19 protein-coding genes and 1 pseudogene are annotated in these 26,407 nt (G+C 47.6%); 19 read left to right on the top strand and 1 reads right to left on the bottom strand.

Annotated features, from left to right (window positions below):
* Positions 1-26 precede the first annotated feature (26 nt).
* The 9 genes and pseudogenes from ACFQ3W_RS07805 (at position 27) to ACFQ3W_RS07845 (ending at position 7,969) form a co-directional block, all read left to right on the top strand.
* Positions 27-797: a sugar phosphate isomerase/epimerase family protein gene (locus ACFQ3W_RS07805; protein WP_379318326.1), complete on the top strand. Its 771-nt coding sequence runs from the start codon at positions 27-29 to the stop codon at positions 795-797.
* Complete coding sequence (locus tag ACFQ3W_RS07810; protein ID WP_379318328.1) at positions 790-1,872, top strand: Gfo/Idh/MocA family protein; 1,083 nt, start codon at positions 790-792, stop codon at positions 1,870-1,872. Before ACFQ3W_RS07805 ends, ACFQ3W_RS07810 begins: the two co-directional genes overlap by 8 nt.
* A gap of 12 nt (positions 1,873-1,884) precedes the next feature.
* A pseudogene (locus tag ACFQ3W_RS07815) lies at positions 1,885-2,074 on the top strand (sugar phosphate isomerase/epimerase); the annotation flags it as partial.
* Positions 2,075-2,322: 248 nt separating this feature from the next.
* The gene (locus ACFQ3W_RS07820; RefSeq protein ID WP_379318330.1) at positions 2,323-2,640 is read left to right on the top strand and encodes a winged helix-turn-helix transcriptional regulator; all 318 of its coding nucleotides are present in this window, start codon (positions 2,323-2,325) and stop codon (positions 2,638-2,640) included.
* Positions 2,641-2,703: 63 nt separating this feature from the next.
* Complete coding sequence (locus tag ACFQ3W_RS07825) at positions 2,704-3,270, top strand: FAD-dependent oxidoreductase (RefSeq protein WP_379318332.1); 567 nt, start codon at positions 2,704-2,706, stop codon at positions 3,268-3,270.
* A 131-nt stretch (positions 3,271-3,401) separates the two neighbouring features.
* A complete protein-coding gene (locus ACFQ3W_RS07830) occupies positions 3,402-4,124 on the top strand; it encodes a hypothetical protein (protein WP_379318334.1) in 723 nt (240 codons plus the stop codon).
* 226 nt (positions 4,125-4,350) lie between these two features.
* Positions 4,351-6,786: a nitrite reductase large subunit NirB gene (nirB, locus tag ACFQ3W_RS07835; protein ID WP_379318336.1), complete on the top strand. Its 2,436-nt coding sequence runs from the start codon at positions 4,351-4,353 to the stop codon at positions 6,784-6,786.
* A 32-nt stretch (positions 6,787-6,818) separates the two neighbouring features.
* Positions 6,819-7,157: a nitrite reductase small subunit NirD gene (gene nirD / locus ACFQ3W_RS07840; RefSeq protein WP_379318338.1), complete on the top strand. Its 339-nt coding sequence runs from the start codon at positions 6,819-6,821 to the stop codon at positions 7,155-7,157.
* Between the two features lie 29 nt (positions 7,158-7,186).
* Entirely contained in the window at positions 7,187-7,969 is a 783-nt protein-coding gene (locus ACFQ3W_RS07845) for a formate/nitrite transporter family protein (protein ID WP_379318340.1), read from the top strand.
* A gap of 154 nt (positions 7,970-8,123) precedes the next feature.
* Here ACFQ3W_RS07845 and ACFQ3W_RS07850 read toward each other — a convergent pair whose 3' ends face one another.
* The gene (locus tag ACFQ3W_RS07850; protein WP_379318342.1) at positions 8,124-8,840 is read right to left on the bottom strand and encodes a Crp/Fnr family transcriptional regulator; all 717 of its coding nucleotides are present in this window, start codon (positions 8,838-8,840) and stop codon (positions 8,124-8,126) included.
* Positions 8,841-9,316: 476 nt separating this feature from the next.
* Between ACFQ3W_RS07850 and adhE the strand changes: the two genes are divergently transcribed.
* The 10 genes from adhE to ACFQ3W_RS07900 all read left to right on the top strand — a co-directional run bounded on the left by adhE (position 9,317) and on the right by ACFQ3W_RS07900 (position 26,326).
* Entirely contained in the window at positions 9,317-11,932 is a 2,616-nt protein-coding gene (gene adhE / locus ACFQ3W_RS07855) for a bifunctional acetaldehyde-CoA/alcohol dehydrogenase (protein ID WP_379318344.1), read from the top strand.
* A gap of 254 nt (positions 11,933-12,186) precedes the next feature.
* Positions 12,187-14,448 carry a formate C-acetyltransferase gene (gene pflB, locus ACFQ3W_RS07860; RefSeq protein ID WP_379318347.1) on the top strand — a complete coding sequence of 754 codons (2,262 nt, stop codon included), beginning with the start codon at positions 12,187-12,189 and terminating at the stop codon, positions 14,446-14,448.
* A 47-nt stretch (positions 14,449-14,495) separates the two neighbouring features.
* On the top strand, positions 14,496-15,236 hold the full coding sequence (gene pflA / locus ACFQ3W_RS07865; protein ID WP_379318349.1) for a pyruvate formate-lyase-activating protein: 741 nt from the start codon (positions 14,496-14,498) through the stop codon (positions 15,234-15,236).
* A gap of 185 nt (positions 15,237-15,421) precedes the next feature.
* Positions 15,422-16,807 carry an ABC transporter substrate-binding protein gene (locus ACFQ3W_RS07870; protein ID WP_379318351.1) on the top strand — a complete coding sequence of 462 codons (1,386 nt, stop codon included), beginning with the start codon at positions 15,422-15,424 and terminating at the stop codon, positions 16,805-16,807.
* 88 nt (positions 16,808-16,895) lie between these two features.
* Entirely contained in the window at positions 16,896-17,780 is an 885-nt protein-coding gene (locus ACFQ3W_RS07875) for a carbohydrate ABC transporter permease (RefSeq protein ID WP_379318353.1), read from the top strand.
* Positions 17,780-18,607, top strand: a complete 828-nt coding sequence (locus tag ACFQ3W_RS07880) for a carbohydrate ABC transporter permease (protein ID WP_379318355.1) — start codon at positions 17,780-17,782, stop codon at positions 18,605-18,607. Before ACFQ3W_RS07875 ends, ACFQ3W_RS07880 begins: the two co-directional genes overlap by 1 nt.
* A 64-nt stretch (positions 18,608-18,671) precedes the next feature.
* The gene (locus ACFQ3W_RS07885; RefSeq protein ID WP_379318357.1) at positions 18,672-20,522 is read left to right on the top strand and encodes a cache domain-containing sensor histidine kinase; all 1,851 of its coding nucleotides are present in this window, start codon (positions 18,672-18,674) and stop codon (positions 20,520-20,522) included.
* Positions 20,491-22,113: a response regulator transcription factor gene (locus tag ACFQ3W_RS07890; RefSeq protein ID WP_379318359.1), complete on the top strand. Its 1,623-nt coding sequence runs from the start codon at positions 20,491-20,493 to the stop codon at positions 22,111-22,113. The genes ACFQ3W_RS07885 and ACFQ3W_RS07890 overlap by 32 nt, the downstream gene beginning before the upstream one ends.
* 17 nt (positions 22,114-22,130) lie before the next feature.
* A complete protein-coding gene (gene nagZ, locus ACFQ3W_RS07895; protein ID WP_379318361.1) occupies positions 22,131-23,744 on the top strand; it encodes a beta-N-acetylhexosaminidase in 1,614 nt (537 codons plus the stop codon).
* Positions 23,745-23,998: 254 nt separating this feature from the next.
* Positions 23,999-26,326, top strand: coding sequence for a stalk domain-containing protein (locus ACFQ3W_RS07900; protein WP_379318363.1), 2,328 nt, complete (start codon positions 23,999-24,001; stop codon positions 26,324-26,326).
* Positions 26,327-26,407 lie beyond the last annotated feature (81 nt).

The following is a 26,407-nucleotide window of genomic DNA, read 5'->3' on the forward strand; positions in this document are numbered from 1 at the left end:
AAAATTTTGATGAAGAGGTGAGCAGTATGGTACAACTCGGATTGCAACTTTATACGGTCAGAGATCACTTGGAACAAGATTTTGAAGGAACGCTGCGTAAGGTGGCTGAACTTGGCTATCAAGGAGTCGAGTTTGCTGGTTTTTACGGTCGGACGGCAGAGCAGGTGCAGCAGATTTTGCAGGAAACAGGACTGGTCGCTTTAGGTTCACATACGCAGTATGATCGCCTCAAGAATGCTTTAGCCGAAGAAATTGCATTTAATAAGGCTATCGGCAATCATTATCTGGTTTTTCCATATTTAGCTGAAGAAGAAAGAGATCGCTGGGATGAAGTGATCGAAGACTTGAAAGTCATCGGAAAGGGCTGTGCGGAGGAAGGAATGATTCTCTGCTACCATAATCATGATTTTGAATTAACACAAAAGCTTCAAGGCAAGCCGGTGCTGGATGTCATTTACGAGAAAGTTCCCGCCAATCTGCTCAAAGCTGAGCTTGACTCCTGCTGGGTCGCATTTGGCGGAGCCGATCCGCTAGAGTATATCGTTACATATCGGGACCGGCTTCCACTGCTGCATTTGAAGGACGTGGTTACTAGAGCCGACGGTTCGCCGGAAACGGTGGAGCTTGGACGAGGAGAGATTGCCGTTGATAAAATCGCGGATGCAGCGATTTCTGCAGATGTGAAATGGCTTATTGTCGAACAAGATTACTGCGCGGGCGACTCGCTCGAAAGCATCAGCGTAAGTATGGATTGGTTACGTGCATATTCCAAGAAAAGGGGAACATTAAATGTCTAAAACATTGAAAATCGGAGTTATCGGCTGCGGCGGAATCGCGAACGGCAAACACCTGCCCAGCCTTTCTCAGCTATCTGAAGTACAACTGGTGGCGTTCTGTGATATCGTGGAGGAACGTGCTGTAAAAGCGGCTGCAGAATATGGCGCGCCAGAAGCGAAAGTATATACGGATTATCGGGAGCTGCTGAAAGAAAGCGATGTCGATGTGATTCACGTCTGCACGCCGAATGATTCTCATGCAGAAATTACAGTGGCTTCACTGGAATCAGGCCGTCACGTCATGTGTGAGAAGCCGATGGCTAAGACGGCTGCGCAGGCCCGTCAAATGCTGGATGCGGCCAAACGGACCGGCAAGAAGCTGTCTATCGCCTACCAGAATCGCTTCCGTAGCGACAGCTTATATTTGAAGGAGCTGTGCGAAAATGGGGAACTCGGCGACATTTACTTAGGCAAGGCACTAGCATTGCGGCGTCGGGCTGTGCCGACTTGGGGGGTCTTCCTGGATGAGGAGAAGCAGGGCGGTGGACCGCTCATCGATATCGGTACTCATGCCCTTGACCTAACCTTGTGGCTGATGGACAATTACGAGCCTAAGAGTGTCACCGGTTCGGTTTTCCACAAGCTTGGAAATCGTGCTAACGCAGCGAACGCCTTTGGTCCTTGGGATCCAGAACAGTTTAAAGTAGAGGATTCGGCGTTCGGATTTATTACGATGAAGAATGGCGCGACCATTATTTTGGAATCAAGCTGGGCTCTTAACGTCGTCGAATTCGGAGAAGCCAAGACGCTGCTTTGTGGCACGGAAGGCGGGGCAGATATGACGAACGGCCTTCGTATTAACGGGGAAAGACTAAGCCGTTTGTATGAGACGAAGGTGGATTTAGACGCCGGCGGAGTTGCTTTCTTCGAGGGTAAGAAGGAGACTGATGCCACGCGCGAAGCGAGAGCTTGGGTCGAGGCGATTTTGGAGGATAAAGAACCGCTCGTGAAGCCGGAACAGGCGCTGGTAGTCACCGAAATATTAGAAGCGATCTATGAATCGGCAAGAACGGGCAAAACAGTATATTTTGACTGAAAATAGGAGGAGATAAGTGAGGAGGCACTGGATAAAGTAGCCGCTCAAGGGCCTAAAAGCCGTGGTGATCGGAAACGGTTGGAATCCGGGAAACGCCCATTGTAATACCGATGAACTCCTAGAAAATAAAGCGGCTAGCGACCGGTTCAAGAAGGCGGTTGAATCCCGCGGTCTGACCATCATCGCACTGAGCTGCCACGGGCAGTGCGCAACTTGCAGCAAGTATTGATGGAGGACTCTGCGGGTCAGATGTGGTGGGTATAATTGCCTAAAAAAGGAATATACTAATTAGCGGCTGCCGCCAAGGTAGCCGTTTTTCTTTAGATGAAAAAGTGACATGATAAGAAGGTTACCCCCTGTACTTCGCATATATAAATGTGTTATTATGAAATATACTAACTAAAGGTAAGTTTTTTTACTAGAGGCTTTTACATTAACGAGGTGAAATTTATGGATGAGCATTCTCATGCGATGTGTCCGCGATTTGAATCGGCTTTTTCATTACTGGGTAAACGATGGAACGGTCTGATCATTCAAACATTGATGAGTGGACCGAAGCGATTCAAGGATATATCCAATCAGATTCCTTCCATGAGCGATAAAATGTTATCCGAGCGGATGAAGGACTTGGAATGTGAAGGTGTTTTAATCCGCCACGTTTATCCTGAGACTCCGGTCCGGATCGAATATGAACTGACCGACAAAGGTCGTGCACTTCGTCCGGTAATGGAGCAGGTTCAATTCTGGGCCGAGCAATGGATTAAGTAAAGGGACGTGCCGTTTTCGGGGACGGAGACGGCATGAATAAAAAAATCGAAAGTGGGTGTACTTGTGGCTGAAATCATTGTAATCGGAGCAGGGCCAGCAGGAGCTAGCGCAGCATTGTTTCTGGCCAAGGCGGGAAAGGAAACCCTTGTTCTGGACAGCAATGCCAGCATGACGAAGCGGGCATGGATAGAGAACCATTATGGCGCTAAGGACATTTCGGGACCGGATTTATTGAAAATTGGTCGGGAACAAGCGGAAAAATTCGGAGCTAAATTTATTGAAGAAAAAGTAACGGTTATCGACACCAACGGCGGATCGAAAGTTACGGTGAAGACGGAATCCGGCCGCAGCTATGAAGCATCCCATATTATCCTCGCGACTGGAGCAATCACAGAACTTGCAAACGCTACCGGAATTGAATTGAAGGAAGGCCGTGAGCCTCGAATCAAGACAGTCATCGCTACGGATGGTAACGGACGAACGAACATTCCACGGATTTGGGCCGCAGGAACGGTCGCCGGCGTCAGTGTTCATACAATTATTACAGCCGGAGACGGTGCTAAAGTTGCTATAGAATTAATCAGTGAACTGAACGGCGAACGCTATGTCGATCATGACGTACTTAAATAGTTGTGATTTGTATAGGTAAGTCATGGAGGTCTCTCTAGAGAGGCCTCCTTTTGCTGAATGAAATATGTTAATATTGGAAAAATGGTAGTGGGGGAAGAATTCCCTGTTTGTTAGAAAGGCGGTGCACTCGGATGCGTAGAAGAGTACGATGGATCATTTGCTTAGCAGCCCTGTTAGCTCTATTTGCAGCAGCCTGCGCTCCGGACCGAACGATTGAAAAACCCGCCCTCCCGGAAACGGTGAAGACTGAAAAACAGCCGCCAACCATTACGCTCAACATTGACGGCAGTACATATATTCCTGATGTGACACGAAGCCTCCATTTCGATTATATGAAAGGCATCATTTTGCGTCAGGCCTTGGAAAGCAGCGGAATTGTCCAGTTTTCAGAGGACAGGAAATCCATTCTTTCGGTCGGTGACGTTTCGCTCGACTCCACGTTGGAATGGGGAGTTAGGCTGAATGATAAGGACCTTCCTCCCTCAGCATGGGACAACCCGCTTCAAGCAGGCGATGTCATTTTCGTATATGTTAAAACGGTGGGCAGCTACGCAACGATTCCACAGCAGGCCTCGCTGCTTCTTAGCATCAATGGGGGAAGCTCCAAGCCTGGGCTAAGACGTATTTATGTCAACAAATATGAGGATAATACGACGGTCCGTGACTTGCTGAAACGAAGTGGCGTCGTGAAATTTAATGTTAACAATACGCTCATTGTTTCCGTCAACGGGTATGTCCCGGAACAATCAGAGAAATGGACGCTGAAGGTGAACCGGAAGCAGCTGATAGATGGCGGGATGGATATGAGACTGAAACCGCAAGACGGTGTAGAGTTAATGCTGGTCAATAAATAAAAGGATGTTAAGTAAATCCGCATCTCCTGTAAAAGGGGGGGCGGATTTTTTCAATAAGTTTCATGAAATAATTATGACAATTTATTGTGATAAGTTTCACATTTAAAGTGAATGGAATCACAAAGTACCTTCAATTTGAAATGTATACTTTCGACATAAAAGGTTGTTGCACTAGGGTGACTAAAGCAGTCCTAACAGTCCTATTATGGAGGAGGCAATTCTAAACATGGGAACAGATAGAGAAAAATTAGTAGTGATCGGCAATGGGATGGCGGGAATCAGTGCGGTTGAACAAATTTTGAAGCTGACTTCGAAATTCGATATTACAGTGTTTGGGAGCGAACCTCATCCGAACTACAATCGGATTATGCTTTCCTATGTTCTTGAAGGCAGTAAAACGATGGATGACATCATCCTGAACGATTTGAACTGGTACCGGGATAACGGAATTACACTTCACACAGGCACAACCGTTGTGCGGATTGAGGAAGAGACCAAGGAAGTCGTGGCCGAGAACGGGCTGCGGGTACCTTATGACAAAATATTGATTGCAACCGGCTCCAATTCCTTTATACTGCCGATTCCCGGCAGCGATAAAGAAGGAGTCGTCGGCTTCCGCGATATCGCAGACTGTCATCAAATGCTGGAAGCGGCGAAAACTTACCGCAAAGCTGCTGTAATTGGCGGTGGTTTGTTGGGCTTAGAAGCTGCAAAGGGTCTTGTGCAACTAGGCATGGAAGTTACCGTCGTGCACTTGATGGAGGATTTAATGGAGCGTCAACTCGACCATCAAGCGGCTTTAATGCTTAAGTCGGAGCTAGAGCGTCAGGGCATTAAATTCAAAATGGGCGCTCAAACGACAGAACTGCTGGGGGACAAACGTGTTAGTGGACTTCAGTTTGCCGATGGCACTGAGCTGGAAGCGGAATTTGTCGTCATGGCTGTTGGGATTAAGCCGAACATAGCCGTGGCGAAAGCGAGCGGCATCGAAACAGGTCGAGGGATCGTCGTGAACGATTATTTGCAAACCTCAATGGAGGGCGTGTATTCGGTTGGGGAGTGTACTGAGCATCGAGGTATCTGTTATGGACTCGTAGCCCCGCTCTTTGAGCAAGGGATCGTTATGGCGAAGCATATCAGTGGTGTGGAAACTGCGCCATATGCAGGTTCGGTCGTTTCGACCAAGCTGAAAATTTCCGGGGTAGACGTGTTCTCCACCGGGGAATTCATCGACGGGCCGGAGCATACGGTCATTTCGAGCAAAGATGAATGGAAACGTACCTATAAAAAAATATTGCTAAAAGACAACGCTCTGATTGGCGCCGTATTGTTTGGCGACATCGATGACTCAGCCGAGCTGCAGAAGCTGATCAAGCAAAACGCCGAAATGACGGATGAACTGCATGCTTCCTTAATGGGAGGAGGCTGCTGCGGCAGCGGTGAGAAAAAGACGAAATCGGTAGAAACGATGTCGGATGAAGAAATTGTATGCGGCTGTAACGGCGTCACTAAAGGAACGATCGTAGACGTCATTACGAATCAGGGCTTGACGACCGTCGATGAGATCAAGGCTTGTACGGGTGCTACCCGATCCTGTGGCGGATGTAAGCCTGTAGTTGAACAAATTTTGCAATACGTACTCGGCGATGGCTTTACTTCGGCGGCGAAACAGGGCATTTGCGGCTGTACGACGCTGAGTCGGGACGAGATCGTAGCTGAGATCAAGGCGAAAGGTTTGCAGACGACAAAAGAGGTTATGAACGTGCTCGGGTGGAACCAGCCTGAGGGCTGCTCGAAATGCCGTCCGGCGATCAACTACTATCTCGGCATGCTGAACCCGGATACGTATGAGGATGAGAAGGAATCGCGTTTCGTCAACGAGCGGATGGGCGCTAACATTCAGAAGGACGGGACCTATACGGTGGTTCCCCGGATGTATGGCGGCGTGACGACACCGGAGGATTTGAAGAAAATCGCCGATGTGTCACTGAAATATGATGTGAAGGTCGTAAAAGTGACCGGTGGCCAGCGTCTGGATTTGATTGGCGTGAAAAAAGAAGACCTGCCGAAGGTATGGGCGGAACTGGATATGCCGTCTGGATATGCTTACGCTAAATCGCTGCGTACGGTGAAAACCTGCGTGGGCTCGCAATTTTGCCGCTTCGGTACTCAGGATTCGATGGGTATGGGGGCTTTGCTGGAGCGCAAATTCGAACGGCTTGATTTCCCGGCTAAATTTAAAATGGCGGTGAACGGCTGTCCGCGTAACTGTGCCGAGTCATGCACGAAGGATATCGGCATCGTCGGTAATGACGGTGGATGGGAAATTTTCATCGGTGGCAATGGGGGCATCAAGGCTCGTCTGGCTGATTCGCTCTGCAAGGTAAAAACGGATGAGGAATTGATCGAGCTGTGCGGTGCCATCATGCAGTACTACCGGGAGACAGGCAACTACTTGGAGAGAACGTCTGAATGGGTAGAACGTATGGGTCTGGACCACATCAAATCTGTCGTTGTAGACGATATTGAAGGCCGAAAAGCGCTTGTGGAGCGAATTGAATTTGCTCTGAAACAAGTGACGGATCCGTGGAAAAAGATGCTGGGTGACGACGAAAACCGGAACAAACTGTTTCACAGCCTAGAAATGAGCGACCAACTGTAACTGTGGTCCATGCGACGAAAGGGGAGTATGGAATGAGTAACGACATGACGATGAATAAATTTTTTCCGGCAGGAGCTTTGGATCAATTTCTGCCGCAAATTGGGCGAGTAGTAGAAATAGGTGGACAGCAAATTGCGGTATTTCGCGTTTCTAACGGGGGCATCTTCGCTGTATTGAACAAGAGTCCACATCCGAAGAGTGGCCCGCTGGCTGAAGGTATCGTATCGGGGAACTATCTTTACGATCCGCTGTATGACTGGAAAATTGATCTAACCACGGGCCAGGTGCAGGCACCGGATAACGGTCAAGTACAAACGTTCCAGGTTAAGGTGGAGGACGGGCAGGTTTGGATTGCAGCGGGTCAGCAGTAATAGCGTAGTTTATGGGGAGGAACTAACAAATGTTTACGCCAAATGTTGAAGCGATTGTGGAGGCGGCGGTCAAGAAGAAAGAGAAGATGAACGAAAGTTTGTCGAGGTACATCGTGTCGGCTATGCTGGCAGGAGCTTACGTAGGTTTAGGCATCATTCTGATATTCAGTATCGGTGCTCCGCTGGCCGCAATCAAATCCCCTTTTCAAACGATGCTGATGGGGATGTCCTTCGGTCTGGCCTTGACCTTGGTTGTGTTTGCCGGTTCCGAGCTCTTTACCGGTAACAACATGTTTTTTACCGCAAGTACCCTAGCACGAAGAACGACAGTGGGGGATACGGCGAAAAACTGGACGATCGTATTTTTAGGCAACTTAGCGGGAGCTGTTGTCCTGAGTCTCTTGATCGTAGGTGCGGGGTTATTTAAGACTGCAGCGCCGGAGCATCTAATCTTTGCGGCCGCTGCTAAAAAGATGAGCGCCCCGATGATGGAACTGTTCTTCCGCGGCATTCTTTGTAACTGGCTCGTGTGTCTTGCCCTGTGGATGGCGAACCGGGCTAAAGAAGACATCGCCAAGCTCGTGCTGATTTGGTGGTGCTTGTATGCCTTTATCGCAAGCGGATATGAGCATAGCGTAGCTAATATGACACTGCTCAGTGTGTCTTTATTATTACCTAACCACCCGGATACGATTACATTAGGCGGTTGGCTGCACAACATGATTCCGGTTACTCTGGGTAACATTATCGGGGGAGCCGTATTTGTAGGGATGGCTTACTGGTTCATTTCGCCGGTACGCAAAAAGTCATAGCTCATTAGGTAAAATAAGGACACTAAAAAAGTGCGAGTTTGCAAAGGCGATTTTCACCTCTGCAGCTCGCACTTTTCGTTTTGCAACTTCAGCACAAAACAAATAACCTGAGGCAGACTCCTCAGGTTGAGTGGGATTACCGGATCCGTTTGGATTAGATCCGGCAAATTTCGTTTGGACACAGCTCGCAGTGGCAAATATCCTGCAGCATAACGAGATCTTTGATCACGATCATACCGTTTTCGTATTCAAGAGCGTCTTTTTTACGCAGATCGCTGAGCATCCGGTTGACGCTTTCGCGGGTTGCTCCGATCATATTGGATAAATCGGTATGGGTGATTTTTTTGTTGATCAAAATCGTGTCTCCATGCTGCTCGCCGTACGTATTGCTAAGACGAATGAGCGTCGAGCAGAGTGCGCCCGGTTTCCCATACATCATCAGGTCACGAAACTTCGTTTGGGTCAAGCGGTGATGAATGCCCATCCATTTCATGAAGTCAATCGCAAAATCACAGTGCTGACAGATCATGATTTCCAAGTCTTTTTGCTCGATAACGCCAATCTCACTATCCTCGATCACTTCGGCAGTAAAGCTATGCTTGGTGCTGAAGAATGGATCGGCTTGCCCAACCATATCCCCACGCCCATACATATAAAGGATCAATTCCTTGCCTTCATCTGTCGATTTCGTTAATTTTACACGTCCGCGTTTAATAAAAAACAGTTTATCGGAAAAATCACCTTCCCAGAACAAGTGCGTCCCCTCGGGATAAGCTTTGTCTTTCATTGTGACGAGAAGGCGATTAAAATTTTGCTCTGTGAAACAGCTGGTGTTGCCGCGGGGCAGGGTGGCATTGATTATTTCGCTCATTATGGATTTCCCCTTTGTACTCCAAATTTTTCTGAAAATTTTAAATTAATTATATAACGTTTAAAGCGATTTTTGGGAGCCGTAAAGACTAAAAAAGTGTCGAAATTTTAACATTGTGACTAAATTCACTTTATTATACCCCAAACTACGGTATTAGACACCCAGCGGAAATTTCGAAAATTGGGACGGTTTGCCACTTCTGATAAAAGTCCCAAGTCCCAAACAAGTTCAAATATGTAATGTAAAAAGTCCTAATATGTAAAGTATATATGAAAAGTCACTCATGGCAAGTGAAAACTTTCAATAATTTTATAGTACGTGAAAAATTTCACTATACAAACCGTGATCTATGTGATATGATCAAACCATAAAGAGAAGCAACAAGCTTCCTAAGGGAAAAAAGCCAAGTGAAATTTTTCACTATCAATTATCTAGCACCATGGTTGTTCCCTTAAATACTTAGGAGGATGAGAGAGATGGCCGTTAAGAACGAAGTGGCGACAAAAGCTCAGCCGAATGCACAGGACTACATTCAAACTCTGATTGACAAAGCTAAGAAAGCTTCTGAAGCATTTATGAGCATGGATCAGGAGCAAATCGATAAGATTGTGCAAGCGATGGCTTTGGCTGGACTCGACAAACACATGCATCTTGCAAAACTGGCTGTTGAAGAAACTGGACGCGGCGTGTACGAAGATAAGATTATCAAGAACATGTTTGCGACCGAATACATCTGGCACAGCATTAAGTATGACAAAACGGTAGGCGTAATTGAAGATAACGATTTTGATAGCTTCCAAAAAATCGCTGAACCTGTCGGAATTATTATGGGTATTACTCCGGTAACGAACCCAACGTCCACCACGATCTTCAAATCTCTGATTGCCATTAAAACTCGTAACCCGATTATTTTCGGTTTCCATCCATCCGCACAAGCTTGTAGTACGGAAGCCGCTAAAATTTTGCTCGAAGCAGCCGTGAAGCACGGAGCACCTGCTGACTGCATCCAATGGATCGAAAATCCTTCGATGGATCGCACGAACGGACTGATGAACCACCCTGATGTAGCTTGTATTCTTGCAACTGGTGGTTCCGCAATGGTTAAAGCAGCATACAGCTGCGGCAAACCGGCTCTCGGCGTAGGTCCTGGTAACGTACCTTGCTTCATTGAAAAGAGTGCTAACCTGGATCAAGCTGTCAACGATTTGATTCTCTCCAAAACGTTTGACAACGGTATGATCTGCGCTTCCGAGCAAGCGGTAATTATTGAAGAACCTGTCTTTGACCAAGTGAAAAAGAAAATGATTGCTAATGGCTGCTACTTTGTAAATAAAGAAGAAGCTGCAAAATTGACTGCTGGGGCAATCGTTGCTGATAAATGTGCAGTTAACCCTGCGATCGTAGGCCAACCTGCTACGAAAATCGCTGAAATGTGCGGTATCGACGTACCGGCCGGCACGAAAATTCTCGTTGCCGAAATCGACGGCGTAGGGCCGAAATTCCCACTCTCTGCAGAAAAACTGAGCCCGGTTCTGGCTTGCTTCAAAGTTAAAAATGCAGAACAAGGTATCGAACGCGCTCTGGAAGTTGTTAGATTCGGCGGTATGGGTCACTCCTCGGTTATCCATTCGGACAACGAAGAAATCATCCAAAAATTCTCTGAAAGTATGCCAACTTGCCGTATTCTGGTGAACCAACCTTCTTCGCAAGGCGGTATCGGTGACATTTACAACACGAACCTGCCATCGCTGACACTCGGCTGCGGATCGTACGGACGCAACTCGACTTCGTCGAACGTAACGGCTGTCAATCTGATCAACGTGAAAAGGGTGAATCGTCGTACCGTGAATATGCAATGGTTCAAAGTTCCTAGCAAAATTTATTTTGAGAAAAACTCGACCCAATACCTTGCTAAAATGCCGGACATCTCCCGCGTTATTATCGTAACTGACCCAATGATGGTTAAACTCGGATATGTGGCTAGAGTTGAGCACTATCTGCGTCAACGTCAAGTTCCAGTAGCGATCGAAATCTTCTCGGACGTTGAGCCAGATCCATCGACTACGACTGTAGAACGCGGTACGGAAATGATGGCTAAATTCCAGCCAGACTGCATCATCGCACTCGGTGGCGGTTCTGCAATGGACGCTGCGAAAGGGATGTGGCTGTTCTACGAATATCCTGAAGAAGACTTCTTCAACCTGAAACAAAAATTCATGGATATCCGTAAACGTCTTTACAAATACCCACGCCTGGGCCAAAAAACGAAATTCGTGGCTATCCCAACGACTTCGGGTACAGGTTCAGAAGTTACCTCGTTTGCGGTTATTACCGACAAACTGAACGGCAACACGAAATATCCTTTGGCTGACTATGAATTGACGCCGGATGTAGCGATCATCGACCCTGAGTTTGTATACAGCTTGCCAAAATCGGCTGTTGCCGATACCGGTATGGACGTATTGACTCACGCTATCGAAGCTTATGTTTCGGTACTGGCTAACGACTACACCGATGGCCTGGCGATCAAAGCGATTCAATTGGTATTCCAATACCTTGAAAAATCGGCTCTCGAAGGCGATAAACTGGCTCGTGAGAAAATGCATAACGCTTCGACGATTGCTGGTATGGCGTTCTCTAACGCATTCCTGGGCATCAACCACAGCTTGGCGCATAAATGGGGCGGTGAATTCCATACTCCGCACGGTCGTACGAACGCGATTCTGCTGCCGCACGTTATCCGTTATAACGCTAAGAAACCTACGAAATTCGCAGCATGGCCTAAATATACACACTTCGTAGCTGACGAGCGTTACGCTGAAATCGCCCGCATTCTGGGCTTGCCGGCTCGCACTACAGAAGAAGGCGTGAAGAGCTTGATCAAAGCGATCCGCGAACTCAACAAAAAGCTTGGTATTCCTGAAACGTTCCAAGCTCTGGGCTTTGATGCTAAAGAATTCGAAAGCAAAGTCGATTACCTGGCTGACCGCGCCTTTGAAGACCAATGCACCACGGCGAATCCGAAGCTGCCGCTCGTTACCGAGCTGGCTGAAGTATATCGCGACGGCTTCTACGGCAGATTTGAAGAATAAGTGAACAATAGGCAATGAAAACGTGACAAATATCACCTAGAGTGATATTTGTCACAACTCTTTTATAGTGGTTAAGCTATGATTACAGTGTAAATGATCCCTCATACATTTATGATGGAAGTTACCCCGACGAATCCAGTTGGGCACAATTGTTGTCTGAGTTGTGAAAAGTATCACAAATTTTAAGGGATCACAATGGCGCGGATTAAAAATCCTTCAACCGCGACCAAATTATATAAATGGAGGGAATAAAGATGTCGGTGATGGAAAAAGAAGTTCAAGAAGTGCAAAGCGCATGGAGAAGCTTTAAAAAAGGGAAATGGATGAAAGAGGTTAACACTCGCGATTTCATCGAAACCAACATTACATCTTATGTTGGTAATGATTCTTTCTTGGCTGGTCCGACAGCTAACACGACAGCATTGTGGGATATCGTATCGAACCTGTCTAAGGAAGAAAGAGAAGCTGGCGGAGTGCTTGATGTGGACGTTAATAACCCTTCCACAATCACTTCTCATACTCCGGGTTATTTGGATAAAGAGAAAGAACAAGTTGTTGGTGTTCAAGGTTCCAAGCCTTTCCAACGTACGATTCACCCGTTTGGTGGAATCAAGATGGTCATCAGCGCTTGTAAAGCATATGGCTTCGATTTGCCAACTGAAATCGTAGATATTTTTACGAAATTCCGCAAAACACATAACCAAGGCGTATTTGATGCTTATACTACTGACATGAGAGCTGCCCGTCATGCTGGGATTATTACTGGTCTTCCTGATGCTTACGGCCGTGGCCGGATCATTGGCGACTATCGTCGTCTTGCCCTGTATGGTGTGGATTTCCTAATAGAACAAAAGAAACAAGAACTGCTTAGCCTCGAAGTTGACACGATCGATGAAGATGTAATTCGTCTTCGCGAAGAATTGTCCGAACAAATTCGTGCACTTGGCGAGTTGAAAAAACTTGGCGAAATGTACGGCTTCGATATTTCGAGACCGGCTAACAACGCTAAAGAAGCTTTCCAATGGGTATACTTTGGTTACCTTGCAGCCGTTAAAGAACAAGACGGTGCGGCTATGTCGCTCGGCCGTGTATCTTCTTTCCTTGACGCCTACATTGAACGCGACTTGGCTGAAGGAACATTGACAGAAGAAACTGCACAAGAATTGGTTGACCACTTTGTCATGAAGCTGCGTATCGTTAAATTCCTGAGAACTCCTGAATACAACGACCTGTTCAGCGGGGACCCTACTTGGGTAACTGAATCCATCGGCGGTATGTCGGTTAACGGTAAAACTCGCGTTACAAAGAACAGCTTCCGTTTCCTTCATACACTTTACAACCTTGGACCTGCTCCAGAACCAAACTTGACTGTACTTTGGTCCGAACGTTTGCCTGAAGCCTTCAAGAAATTCTGTGCTAAAGTATCGATCGAGACTAGCTCGATTCAATACGAAAACGATGACTTGATGCGTCCAATCTATGGCGACGACTACGGTATCGCTTGCTGCGTATCCGCTATGGAAATCGGTAAACAAATGCAATTCTTCGGCGCTCGTGCCAACCTTGCTAAAGCTTTGCTGTACGCGATCAACGGTGGTAAAGACGAAAGATACGGCACGCAAATCGGTCCGGATTTGCCAGCAATTACTTCTGAATATCTCGACTATGAAGAAGTTATGAAACGCTACAAACCAATGATGGAATGGCTGGCTAAATTGTATGTAAATACTTTGAACGTCATCCACTACATGCATGATAAATACTGCTATGAACGGATCGAAATGGCGCTGCATGACCGCGACATTCTCCGCACGATGGCTTGCGGTATCGCTGGTCTGTCGGTAGCTGCTGACTCGCTGAGCGCAATCAAATATGCGAAAGTTAAAGTCATCCGTAACGAAGCGGGCATCGCCGTTGACTTCGAAACAGAAGGCGAATATCCTTGCTATGGTAACAACGATGATCGTGTTGACGAAATCGCGGTTGATCTGGTTAAAACCTTCATGGGTATGATTCGCAAACACAAAACTTACCGTAACGCATTGCCTACACAATCGATCTTGACGATCACTTCTAACGTCGTATATGGTAAGAAAACAGGTACTACACCAGATGGACGTAAAGCGGGCGAACCATTTGCTCCTGGTGCTAACCCAATGCATGGACGTGACAAAAAAGGTGCCCTTGCATCCTTGAGTTCTGTTGCTAAACTGCCTTATGAAGATAGCTTGGATGGTATTTCCAACACCTTCTCGATCGTTCCTAAGGCGCTTGGTAAAGAAACAGAATCTCGTCAATCGAACCTCGTATCGATGATGGACGGCTACTTCGGCAGCATGGCTCATCACCTGAACGTCAACGTGTTTGACCGTGAAACTCTGCTTGATGCTATGGATCATCCGGAAAAATATCCGCAATTGACCATTCGGGTATCTGGATATGCCGTTAACTTCATTAAATTGACTCGTGAACAACAACTGGAAGTTATCCATCGTACATTCCACGAAAAAATGTAATCTGGATTGTTGGAAACGGGCAACCAAAGAGGAAAGGGTGACGAAAGATGCTTAAAGGCCGTATTCACTCATTGGAGACTTTTGGTACAGTTGATGGACCGGGTATTCGTTTCGTTCTCTTTATGCAAGGTTGTCTGCTGAAATGTCAATATTGCCACAATCCAGATACCTGGAGCTTGACGGAAGGCAAAGAAATGACTACCGAGGAGGTATTGGCCGAGATCGAACCTTATCTCGGCTACTACCGCCCGTCAGGCGGCGGGTTGACGGTATCTGGCGGCGAAGCGACACTGCAAGCTCCGTTTGTTACCGAGCTGTTCAGCGAGGCGAAGAAACGGTGGAACCTTCATACAACACTTGATACGAACGGCTACAATGAAGGGGATAAAATCCGCGATTTGCTCGATGTCACCGATTTGGTGATGCTTGATATTAAGCATATCAACAACGAGAAGCACATCAAGCTTACCGGGAAACCGAACGACCGTATCCTGAACATGGCGCGGTGGCTTTCCGATCATGGACGGAGCATGTGGATTCGCCACGTATATGTTCCTGGTATTCATGACGACGAACAAGATCTGCTTGAGCTTGGAAGATTTATCGGCAGCTTGAAAGGCGTCGAAAAGTTTGAAATCCTCCCTTACCACGTTATGGGCATCTTTAAATGGCAGGAGCTCGGTTGGGATTACCCTCTTGAAGGGGTTGAGCCTCCGACAGACGAGGAAATCGAACGTGCTTACCGGATCATTCGTGAGGGGCAGCAGCAGGTAGCGGCTAGCAAGTAACGTAATTTTATAGAACCTTAACAAAAACGGTTAACCTTACACAATGTGTTTGGTTTAACCGTTTTTTTTGCGCTGTAGACGATATTATCCCCATTCTAGAAAAATGTCCTCCTTATCAAGGATAAAAACGCTTTCTATAATGAGGGTGTACCAAATCATACCGTTTTGGAGGAGGGTCAAGAAATATGAGAAAAAGTTTGCTGATGCTGCTGTCTGTCATTTTCGTTGCATCCGCACTGCTTGTGGGGTGTGGAAAATCCGGAAATAACACTTCCGTCAAGGAAGGGCAAGATGCGACAAACAAAGGGGAAGCCGGCACAGAATCGAAGGTGGAGAACAATGATCCGTTTGAAATTACGATCCGACACACGCAGGTAGGGGAATCCAAGAAGTTCCGCTTAGCCATGCTGCAGGATGTCGTGAAGCAAACAGAAGCGGCCGTTCCGGGCTTAACAATTAAGCTTGACGCTGTGGATTCGGAAGTAAACCGTAAAGAGAAGCTGCGCGGGGAAATGGCCGCTGGGAAACCACCGGAAATTTTCGATGTGTTCGGCAGCCCGGATGCGGCGCTTTATGCGAAAGAAGGGCTGATGCTCGATTTGACGCCGATCATTGATGAGCTTGGCATCAAAGATAAGTTCACGACTCTGGCTCCTTTCACGGTGGACGGGAAAGTATATGGGCTGCCGATCGGCGGCTCGATTGAAGGCTTTTTCTACAACAAGGAGTATTTCAAACAAAAAGGGCTCACGGTACCTAAAACGTTGGATCAACTGGAACAAATTGCTGAGAAAATTAAAGCCGATGGCAAAATTCCTTTTGCGCAATCATCCAAGGACGCCTGGATCCCGCTGATGACGACGAACAATTTGTGGTCGTATTATGCCGGGCCGGAAGTCACTTACGGCTTCAAAACCGGCAAGACGAAATGGACCGATGAAAATATGGTCAAAGCGATCGCCAAGCACCAGGAATGGGTGAAGAAAGGATACTACAAAAAAGGCGAGCTTGGCCTTGAATACGCGGATATGAGAAACCAGATCATTACGGGTGAAGCGATCATGATGATGGATGGCTCCTGGGCCAACTCAGTCTTCCGAGATCCGGCGCAAGCCGGCGATATGGTGGGCAAAATTGGTTACTTTAATATGCCTCCCCTGCATGAAGGCGATCCGGTGATCGTGATGCAGGACGCGAATAACGGTTACGGGTTCTCCAACGCTGTAGCAGAAGACCCGCGGAAGCTGCAGGCGGTCAAAGAGTTCATCAAAAATATGTGGACGGAAGAAATGCAACTTAGAGGTCTGAAGGAAGACGGCGTGCTGCCGGCCATGAAGATGGATCTGGAGCAAATGAAAACGGCGTCCGACGATCCGCTTATGCAGGATATTTTCAAAGGAGTAAGCGAAATCGGAACCTCGTTCCCGGCGTTTGACGCGCTTGTCCAAGCGGAGGTCAACACGGCGCTCAGCCTGGGTATTCAGCAAATTATCGGTGGAGAAATTGAACCGGCCAAAATGCTGGAGAACGTGCAGGCCGCTCAGGATACGGCTAACGCAGCAGCAGAATAAACTTAAGCGATTGATAAATATATGCAAGGGCGTCACCCGCCTCAATCTGACGTGGGGGCGCCTTTGTTTCCAACTGGAGGTAATTGGCATGAACAAAGCGCTCAGAAACCCGCTAATTTATAGTTTGTTTATACTCCCGGCCTTTGTTTTGTTTCTGGCTTTTTTTATTTACCCGATTTTTACGGCGATCAACAACAGCTTTACCAGCTGGAACGGGATCTCCAAGCATATCAACTACATCGGATTCGATAATTATGCGACCGCCTTCAAAGACCAAGCCTTTTGGAAATCAGTGATGAACAATGTGTACTTTATTTTGTTCTCCTGCTTTATACAGGTGCCTATTATCATTTTTTTCTCGTTATTGATCGCAAACGTCAAGCGGCTGAAAGGATTGTACAAGACGGCGGTGTTTATGCCTTCTATCATGTCTACCGCAGTGATCGGCATTTTGTGGGGGTTTATTTACAATCCGGACTTTGGGCTGATGAATGAAGTGCTTGGCGTGTTCGGAATTCCGCCGGTTTACTGGTTGTCCGATAAAAATTGGGCGATGATTTCTATCCTGATCACCAACGCCTGGCAGTGGACCGGATTCTACATTGTCATGGTGCTGGCGGCGATTTTATCCATCCCGAAAGAACTGGATGAAGCGGCGGCTATTGATGGCGCAAACGGCATTCAGCGGGCGGTAAAAATCACGATTCCGCTGATTATGCCGATTATCTCCGTCGTGGTCATGCTAAGCGTAGCTGGCGCGATGAAGGCGGCGGATATCGTGCTGGTGATGACCAAAGGCGGCCCGGCCGGATCGACCGACGTGATGGCGACGTATATGATCAGGTACGCAATCACCAGTTTCCGCCATGGGTTCGGCAACGCCATTGCGGTGCTTATTTTTGTTTTTACGATTATCATTACCGTAGCGTATCAACTGCTTATCGCAAGACGCACAGAAAGGGTTGAATACTGATGAGAGTGTTGAAAAAATCGATCCCACACTTTTTCCTTATGGCGTATTTGCTCGTCATCCTGTATCCTTTCTTGTTCGTATTGTTCTCTTCGCTGAAAAGCGATAATCAGGCGATCGCTGCAAATCCGTTTGGTCCGCCGTCTGCAATCATATTTGATAACTACGTCAACGCCTGGGTGAACGCGAAAATCAGCACCTATTTTTTTAACAGCTTGTATATCGGTGTATTATCGGCCTGCTTATCCATAGGCTTTGCGGCTATGCTAGCTTTTGCGGTGACGCGGATGCGATATAACCGGGTAAGTGCAGTAGTGTTTCAGCTCATTCTGCTCGGCATGCTGATTCCGAACAATTCCCTGCTGCTGCCGATCTATGGGATCATGCGTACGTTGGGCATTCTCGATACTCACATGGCGCTCATTTTGCCCTATGTGGCGAACGCAATCCCGTTTTCGGTCATTATCCTGGCCGCCTTCATGCGCTCACTCCCCGGCGAAATTGAGGAAGCTGCCGTCATGGACGGATTAAAGTCCACGGGGTTGTTTGCCAAAATCATCATTCCGCTGACTATACCGGCGATCGTTACCGTATTCATCATCAATTTTTTGGGGAACTGGAACGAGTTTTTGCTGGCGAACTATTTTCTGTCGAGCGATGAGTTAAGAACGCTTCCGGTAGGGATGGTTGGTTTCCGCGACGCTTACAACACGAACTACGCGCAAATGTCGGCCGGGATTGTGTTCAGCGTCTTGCCGGTAATGATCATCTATGCGGTGTTGCAGGAAAAAATTATTGAAGGAGTTACGGCCGGGAGCGTTAAAGGTTAACGACGACCGTGGTAATATAAGGATAGTTATTAGAAGTAGTCGTTAAGCTGGGAGCTGCCGCCAAATGAACCTGCGCATCAAACTGTTAACTGCTTTTCTTGGTCTCGTCATTATTCCTTTGTTTATACTTGGCATTATTACGTTTTTTGTGACGTTTCACTCGATTGAAACCAAGTACAGCGAGCAGGCGGAGTACTCGCTCAAAGCGATCAGCTACAGCATCAAGAACGTTTTTCATGAGATGGACAACGTTACGGACAACGGCATTGCTAAAGGTGTGTTTCAAGCGGCACTCGTGGCGAAGGATCCGGATTCGCAGGATTTGACGGCGACGAGCCAACTTACGCTGAATGCCAACCAGAAGAACTTCCGCTCACTTTTATACAGTCATCCGGCGATCGATTATGCGTTTTTGTACAATATCCATGGCGGACGGGACTCCAATGTCATCGCGATCTTCAACAAGGAAAATTTTCAAACGCTTCCCTACGAGAAATTCAAAGAACATCCGTTATATCGTGAAGTGATGGCGTTGAACGGCATGCCGAAGTGGATTGCTCCGCATGAATACCCGGAGTTAACCAGCTCGGAAAATGTGTTTACTCAAATTCGTCTGATTAAGAAATTAAGCAATTTAGAGCGTGTTGGCGTTCTGGTCGTTCAAATCAAAAATTGGGAGTTCGAAAAAATATTTCAAAACCTGAAGTTAGGCAGCAATATGAAGGATACAAGGTTTATGCTGGTGAATGATCAAGGCCTTATTTTGTACGACTACCAATCTAAACTGGATGGCCAGCCCATTGGAAACTATTTGAATAAGCGGCTATCATTTTCCGAGGGTTATCAGAGCTTTAAAGGAAAGTTCAACGGAGAAGAGAGCGTCATTTCCATTTACAACCTTCAGGAATATCCTTGGAGTCTGGTTTCGGTCACCTCCTGGTCTTATTTGTCTCAGGAGGTAACGACCTTTGCCAAATGGTTCGTGGCCATTATTGGCGTATGCTTACTGACGGCGACGCTGTTTAATCTGTTATTCATGAACCGCATTACCGGAACGATCGGTGTGATCGTCCGCTTTATGCGTAAGGTAGAGAGCGGGGACCTTAGCGCCAGAGTCGACGAGAAAGGACACGATGAGCTGCTTTTGCTGCAAAAGGGCTTCAATAGCCAGATGGACAAAATCAATGAACTGTTCGATCAGGTTAAGCGGGAGCAGCTGCAGAAAGCAAATGCCGAGCTGAGGGTGCTGCAAGCACAAATCAAACCTCATTTTCTGTTTAATACTCTAGAGTCGATCAATGTACTAGCCGTTCAGAACGAAGGACGAAAGGTGAGCGAAATGGTGCTTCGTCTGGCAAGTATATTGCGCATCAGCGTACAGGATAAGGAAGAGATTAGCCTGAGCATGGAAACCCAGCATTTACGCAGCTATTTAGAAATCCAAAAATTCAGGTTCGACGAGCTGTTTGATTATGACATTGACATTCCGGAGGAAATAATGCAATGTCTGCTGCCTAAGCTAACCCTTCAACCACTGGTGGAGAACTGCATCCAGCACGGCTTTGAGGGGATCTCGTACAAAGGAAAAATCACCATAATGGGAATAAGGGACAGAGACCGTATTTTGCTCCGAGTCGAGGATAACGGCATAGGAATGACGAATGAGCAGCTCGCATACATCCAGTTTGCAGATCGGGACGATCCTGACTGTCAGTCGCTCGGAGCTTATCCGAACCATGAACGCCGGGGACTTGGGCTGCGCAGCGTTTATGATCGGCTTAGAATCAAGTATGGGCCGAAATACGGATTGTTGATATGCTCGGCGCCTGGAGAAGGGACCTCGGTACAATGTGTAATTCCTATTTGTGGGGCGGGTGATAACCATGATATTAAAAGCTCTGCTGGTGGACGATGAAATCCACATTCTCAACAATTTAGCGAAAGTTCTCCCTTGGGGGGAATTGGGTTTTATGATTTCCGGCTTAGCCAAAAACGGCAAGGAGGCGCTCGAGCTCGCTGCTATGCACCATCCTGACTTGATCTTAAGCGACATTCGTATGCCAGTGATGGACGGAATTGCCCTGCTGCAAAAGGTTCGCGAACTCAATTTCCCTTGTGAATTTCTGCTGCTGACCGGATATCAGGAGTTCGAATATGCCAGAACGGCCATCCGCTATGGCGTTAAGGATTATATATGTAAGCCGATCAATTACGTAGAATTGGAGAACACGGTCAGGGAGATGGCAAGGCAAATCGGCGAGAAGCGGAGGACGGAAAGCAAAACGCGCTGCCTGAGCCAGGCGGTACATTTGGCTAACGAGAACGTGCTGCTTCATACATTACTGGGGCAGGAGACGGAAAGGGAAAGTCTTCTCTGGGCCGAAGAGGAAGGCATGGGGGAGGAACGACGATACAGTGTCATGCTTTTGGATCTGGATGGATATTCTTATCGCTCCATTACCTGGAATAGTCATGAGCGAAAAGCATGGAACCTTCATATTAAACGTACTCTTAAGGATGTATTCGGTGATATGATGGAGGGGTTAACCGTGCTGCAAATCCGGGAGGGCGAATGGTGCATCATATTTTCGGCTCCACCAACTGACCAACCGATTACAAAAGAACGGCTATTCCCGAAATATGTACGGTTGCGGCAGATGCTGCTTCGGGAGGGTGATGGGGTTAGTGAACAGGTAGCGCTGCGAATTTGTCTGGATCAGCAGCCGCACGTGCTGCATGAGCTGGCAGCAGCCTACCATCACCAGCAGCAAATGTTAATCCTAGACCGTTCGGAGGAATGGTTTTTGAATGCAGAGACGAAGCCTGCCGGGGATTTCGGTCCCGATATGTATGCGGCAGATGCGCAGTGGCGCTGGATGGAGCAGCTCGGCAGCGCGCTTCGCGGCGGGAATCAAGAGTCCTTTGACCAGACGATTGGGGAACTGAAATCCTATTTCGGCCATTTGGATGAGTCACAGGTTGGCGGAGCGGAGAAGCTTCTGCACTATTTGCTGATTCATATGCTGCGGGAAATGCGAGAGTTGCAAATGTTGTCTGTTGAACGTGAGAAGGCTATATGGCAGAGACTGCAGGGCTCGCTCAGCATGAAGGAACTGTTGTCGCTCATCGTCTCCTTGATGGGACAATCGCGCAGCGGCTTCTCGTCCAAGAAATCTTCCGAGCTTTTGATGATCTCAGCTGGGGACTATATTCGAAACCATTTAGGGAACGACTTTGGTATCGAGGACATCGCTGATTATCTCGGAATCAGCAGCAGCTATTTCTGCCTGCTTTTCAAAAACCATTTTGGCGAAACGTTTGTGGAGTATTTAACACGGCAGCGGATGGAGATGGCAAAGTGCCTGCTGCGCAGCAGCGAGCGGTCGATCACCCAAATAGGCGCCGAAATCGGCTATCAGGAGCGGCGATATTTCACGAAGGTTTTTCAAAAATATACCGGGATGACCCCATCTGATTTCCGCCAGCGGGAATCCCATGTATCTTAAATAAGAAGGTGACGAGGTTGGACTTTCAAAAATTATCCCTGAAGCAAAAAATCGGTCAGCTGTTTATTTGCGGGTTTGATAGCTTGACCCCAAACGAACATATCAAAACTCTGCTGCAGCAGTATCAAGTTGGCGGAGTGATTTATTTTCGGCGCAATATTGAGTCGGTGAAACAGCTCGCGGCGTTATCGCGAAGTCTGCAAAATCTGACCAGGGAAGTTTCGTCGATCCCGCTGTTTGTCTCCATTGATCAGGAGGGCGGAATGGTAGCAAGGCTCGATCATGAGGGAATGAGCCGCATTCCAGGTAATATGGCGCTTGGCGCTGCGAACGATCCGCAGCTGACTGCAGAGGTGGCCGCTCTTGCTGCGAAAGAGATGCGGGCCCTTGGCATCAATCTGAATTTTGCGCCTTGTGTCGATGTCAATAACAACCCCGCCAACCCGGTCATTGGCGTCCGTTCTTTCGGCGAGAACCCTGAGCATGTAGCGGTTCACGGAGCTGCAGCGATCAGGGGATACCAGGAGAACGGGGTCAGCGCAACAGCCAAGCATTTTCCCGGCCATGGGGATACTGCCGTAGACTCCCATCTAGGTCTGGCTGTTGTGCCCCATGATAAGGAGCGGCTGCATCAGGTGGAACTAGTACCATTCAAAGAAGCGATCGAAGCCGAGGTTGATGCGATAATGACCGCACATGTCATATTCCCGGCCTTTGAGCCCGATGAAATTCCGGCTACCCTTTCGCGGCGGGTATTGACCGATTTATTGCGCGAGGAATTAGGTTTTAACGGGCTGATTGTCACTGATTGTCTCGAAATGCAGGCGATAGCGAATCACTACGGCGTAGCTGAGGGGGCCGTCCGGGCTATTGAAGCTGGGGCCGACCTCGTCCTCGTCAGTCATACACTGTCCGAACAAATCGCTGCGATCGAACATGTTTACGAGGCGATCCAAAGCGGCCGTTTATCCGAGGAACGAATCGACGCTTCCGTCCAGCGAATCCTTGCCTTGAAAGCCAAGCGCATCGGCAATATGGCGGCTGTCCAAGCTCAGGAGCAAGACGTTTTACCAATTCCATTAACTCCTGAGTATGAAAGCGAAGCGCTTTTGCGCCGTGCGGCAGAGAGCAGCATTACGCTTGTTCGGGACTCTGGGAATTTGCCGCTGGTGCAAGACAAACCTGTTCTTGTGATTTGGCCGGAGCTTCGCCACCGTACCGAGGTAGATGAGCCGTCGGTGCACCAGTACACGCTGGTTGATGCGCTGCGTCCTCTACATGCAGAAACTGTTCTGACTACGATCGGCACCCGCCCGTCCGAGTCGGAAGTAAGGGCAGTGCTCGAACAAAGCGCGGATTATGAGCAAATTGTTGTCATTACCTACACCGCAGAAGGGCAAATCCCGGAGGGGCAAAAAGCGCTGGTCAAGCAGCTGGCTCTGATTAGCGACAAGCGGCTCATCGTGGCATCCACAAGAAATCCATACGATATCAACGCTTTTCCGGAGGTTAACACATACCTGTGTTTATACGAAAATCGCCAGTTTGCGCTGGAGGCTTTGGCCAAGGTGCTAGCCGGGAAATTGCAGCCGCAGGGAGTATCCCCGGTAAGCTTCGACTGCATGAATTAAAGTCCTAATTAATATTAATCTTGTTGTGTCAGAAAAACCGTCCGCAAATGGACGGCTTTTCCTTTTTCTTTATTCAAGTGGAAAAAAGTTTTTATTGTGTAAACCTTGTTTTATCAGGCATTTGGGCGGCTTCAACCCGGTTTTTGAATCGTTCAATTTGGAAAAAGGAGCAACTTTTCATCTTTCTATGCGTTTAATAGAATGTGTGTTAATGAGAGAGTTGTACAAAATGGGAGAGTAAAAGGAGTTTAGGCATGAAATTCAAAAGATTGTTAGTCACCACGGTTATTGCAGCATCGCAGGTAGCTTTGGTTATTCCGGCCAATGCCGCCGAACTGGTTCAGAATCAACCGATTGCCGCGGCGGTATCGGAGCAAACGACAGTACCAACATCGCCGTCCGTGAGTCAGAACGTTAATGACGGCAAAAATTTGGTTCAGCCTTCCGGTCAAACGTCCGGTACTTCCGGTACGGCCGTACCTCAGGGAACCGAGATTAAACCATCTGATAATCAACAGAGCACGAATAGCGGAGCGAATACAAACTCGGGAACAAATACAAATCCTACAACAACGGATGGAACGAATACCGGGACAAATTCCGGTACTGACACAGGCAGCAGCACAGATACGGGCAATAATGGTTCAGCCGTTCCGGCTACTCAGCCGGCAACCCCGTCAACCGATCAAAGCGTTGAAGGCTCTGATTCAGGTCAACTGATCCTGATGATGAACAGCAAGAAGATGTACCAAAACGGAAAGGAATACCTTGCCGGCTATCCGATGGAGGTCAAGAACGGAGTTTCGTATATTTCCATTCGCGCGATTGTGGAGCGGGCTGGATTCAAGTTTTCTTATGATAGCAAAACAAAAGAAACGATCATTAAGCGTGCAGCCGATGAACTTCGATTTAAAGTTAATACGAATTCGTATAAAGTGAACGGCGTCACGAAAGCGATGAAGGGCAAGTCCTACAACGTTAAGGGCAACTTCATGGTTCCACTGACGGCAATAACCAATGCGCTAAGCATCACCTATAAGGTGGATTCCGTAGGCAAACGAGTGATTGTGAACCTGTCTACCCTCCCGGTTGCGTCGTTTACGATCAGCAATAAGGAGATCATCGCTGGGGAAACCCAGGTTCAGTACGTCACCAGTTCAACGTCACCGATCGGTTTGCCAATCGTAAATGAAGAATGGACCGGCCGCCAGGATATGTTTGATACCCCGGGAACTTATCCAGTTACATACCGTGTACAGGATTCCAGCGGACAATGGAGCGAACCCTACACGTTGAACGTCACCGTAAACAAACCGCATACTCCTCCAGTAGCCGATTTTAAAACGGATAAAGACACGTATAAAATGGGTGAACTCATTACGTACACAGATTTAAGTACGGATGAAGTAGGTATTAAAGATCGTGTTTGGGAGAATAAGCAGCTTGCTTTCTTCACTCCAGGCACCATGACGATTCGGTTGAATGTAGTGAACGTGTTCGGCCTTTCTACCACGGTAGAGAAGACCATTACGATTACGAACGAAACGCTTTATACGCAGGATGAATTTAATAAAATCTTTGTCCCTGCGGGCGAAAAATATACCTTTGACGGTTCACAAGTTCCGACTTGGGATAAAGTTAGATATTCCTTTGTATCTGAGCCTGTGACATTGATCCGCAGCAACAGTCCGGAAACGGTCTACTCAGAGGGTGTGCTGTACCGCGAAAATGCGATCGGCAATACCCGGTTTATGATTCACCATGCTAACTCCACCGGTAAGTCGGTGAAGATGTATGTGATCGCTACGAACGACAATTCGGAAACCGCTCGTTTGACACAAAGTAGTCTTGGCTTCGGCGGTCCTAGCACTTATGCTGCAGCCGCTGGTAAAGCGTCGGTATCACGTTATTACGAATCATTGCAGCTCGGTAACAAATATAAGGATATGTGGATTGCTCCAGGAGAAAGCAAAATTATTTTGAACGACCTCAGTGCCTCCAGTATGAAACAAGGGGATGTTATTTCCCTGCTTGCGGACTTATACAGTGATCATACTTTGCAATATAGCGTTATCATGCTCGGAAGTGAGAAGGATCCGTTTAACTCTTTACCTTATCTAACAGCGCTTGAACCAGATATTCATAATCGCGGGACCTACATGGAAGCGAACCGCAACATCGAGTTCAACGATTTGATTGGCGAAAAACCGACTCGCCTATTAATCGGCGATAACTCCATTGATCCATACCTGATCGGTTCGGATGCACTAAAAAATGGAGAATACCGATTGAATGCAGGAAACTTCGGCGTGCTCTATCGCATCAAGCTATACCGTGTAGCACCTAATACATTGATCACATTTAACGGTCGTGGGGGCTATTATGCCGGAAGTATTATGGTGAACGGCGATATTGTACAAATACCTAATTCGGGCGGTTTAAATACGCCGAGCGAAAATGTGGTGTTATTCCGGTCTGGTGACCGTGAGCAAACTGTGGAGTTTCTGTTTACAGCAGCGCCGGGCAGCAACTTGTCCGTCAATCTGTTGTTCCAGCAAATTCCTCCAAAGAAAAATCAGTAAGGTATCTTAAGTAACAACAAGGCTGCCCGAGTGGCAGCCTTGTTTGTGTACCCGGTCACATTGACGAGGTCCTGGATTTGG

Origin of the sequence: Paenibacillus puldeungensis (assembly GCF_042678945.1) — a bacterium.
Lineage (GTDB): Bacteria > Bacillota > Bacilli > Paenibacillales > Paenibacillaceae > Fontibacillus > Fontibacillus puldeungensis.

Coding starts and splice junctions, on each gene's coding strand:
- ACFQ3W_RS07830 (WP_379318334.1), top strand. CDS start 3,402: ATGCGTAGAAGAGTACGATGGATCATTTGCTTAGCAGCCCTGTTAGCT.
- ACFQ3W_RS07885 (WP_379318357.1), top strand. CDS start 18,672: ATGAACCTGCGCATCAAACTGTTAACTGCTTTTCTTGGTCTCGTCATT.
- ACFQ3W_RS07810 (WP_379318328.1), top strand. CDS start 790: ATGTCTAAAACATTGAAAATCGGAGTTATCGGCTGCGGCGGAATCGCG.
- nirD (WP_379318338.1), top strand. CDS start 6,819: ATGAGTAACGACATGACGATGAATAAATTTTTTCCGGCAGGAGCTTTG.
- ACFQ3W_RS07805 (WP_379318326.1), top strand. CDS start 27: ATGGTACAACTCGGATTGCAACTTTATACGGTCAGAGATCACTTGGAA.
- ACFQ3W_RS07820 (WP_379318330.1), top strand. CDS start 2,323: ATGGATGAGCATTCTCATGCGATGTGTCCGCGATTTGAATCGGCTTTT.
- ACFQ3W_RS07870 (WP_379318351.1), top strand. CDS start 15,422: ATGAGAAAAAGTTTGCTGATGCTGCTGTCTGTCATTTTCGTTGCATCC.
- ACFQ3W_RS07850 (WP_379318342.1), bottom strand. CDS start 8,840: ATGAGCGAAATAATCAATGCCACCCTGCCCCGCGGCAACACCAGCTGT.
- pflA (WP_379318349.1), top strand. CDS start 14,496: ATGCTTAAAGGCCGTATTCACTCATTGGAGACTTTTGGTACAGTTGAT.
- nirB (WP_379318336.1), top strand. CDS start 4,351: ATGGGAACAGATAGAGAAAAATTAGTAGTGATCGGCAATGGGATGGCG.
- pflB (WP_379318347.1), top strand. CDS start 12,187: ATGTCGGTGATGGAAAAAGAAGTTCAAGAAGTGCAAAGCGCATGGAGA.
- ACFQ3W_RS07880 (WP_379318355.1), top strand. CDS start 17,780: ATGAGAGTGTTGAAAAAATCGATCCCACACTTTTTCCTTATGGCGTAT.
- ACFQ3W_RS07900 (WP_379318363.1), top strand. CDS start 23,999: ATGAAATTCAAAAGATTGTTAGTCACCACGGTTATTGCAGCATCGCAG.
- adhE (WP_379318344.1), top strand. CDS start 9,317: ATGGCCGTTAAGAACGAAGTGGCGACAAAAGCTCAGCCGAATGCACAG.
- ACFQ3W_RS07890 (WP_379318359.1), top strand. CDS start 20,491: ATGATATTAAAAGCTCTGCTGGTGGACGATGAAATCCACATTCTCAAC.
- ACFQ3W_RS07845 (WP_379318340.1), top strand. CDS start 7,187: ATGTTTACGCCAAATGTTGAAGCGATTGTGGAGGCGGCGGTCAAGAAG.
- ACFQ3W_RS07875 (WP_379318353.1), top strand. CDS start 16,896: ATGAACAAAGCGCTCAGAAACCCGCTAATTTATAGTTTGTTTATACTC.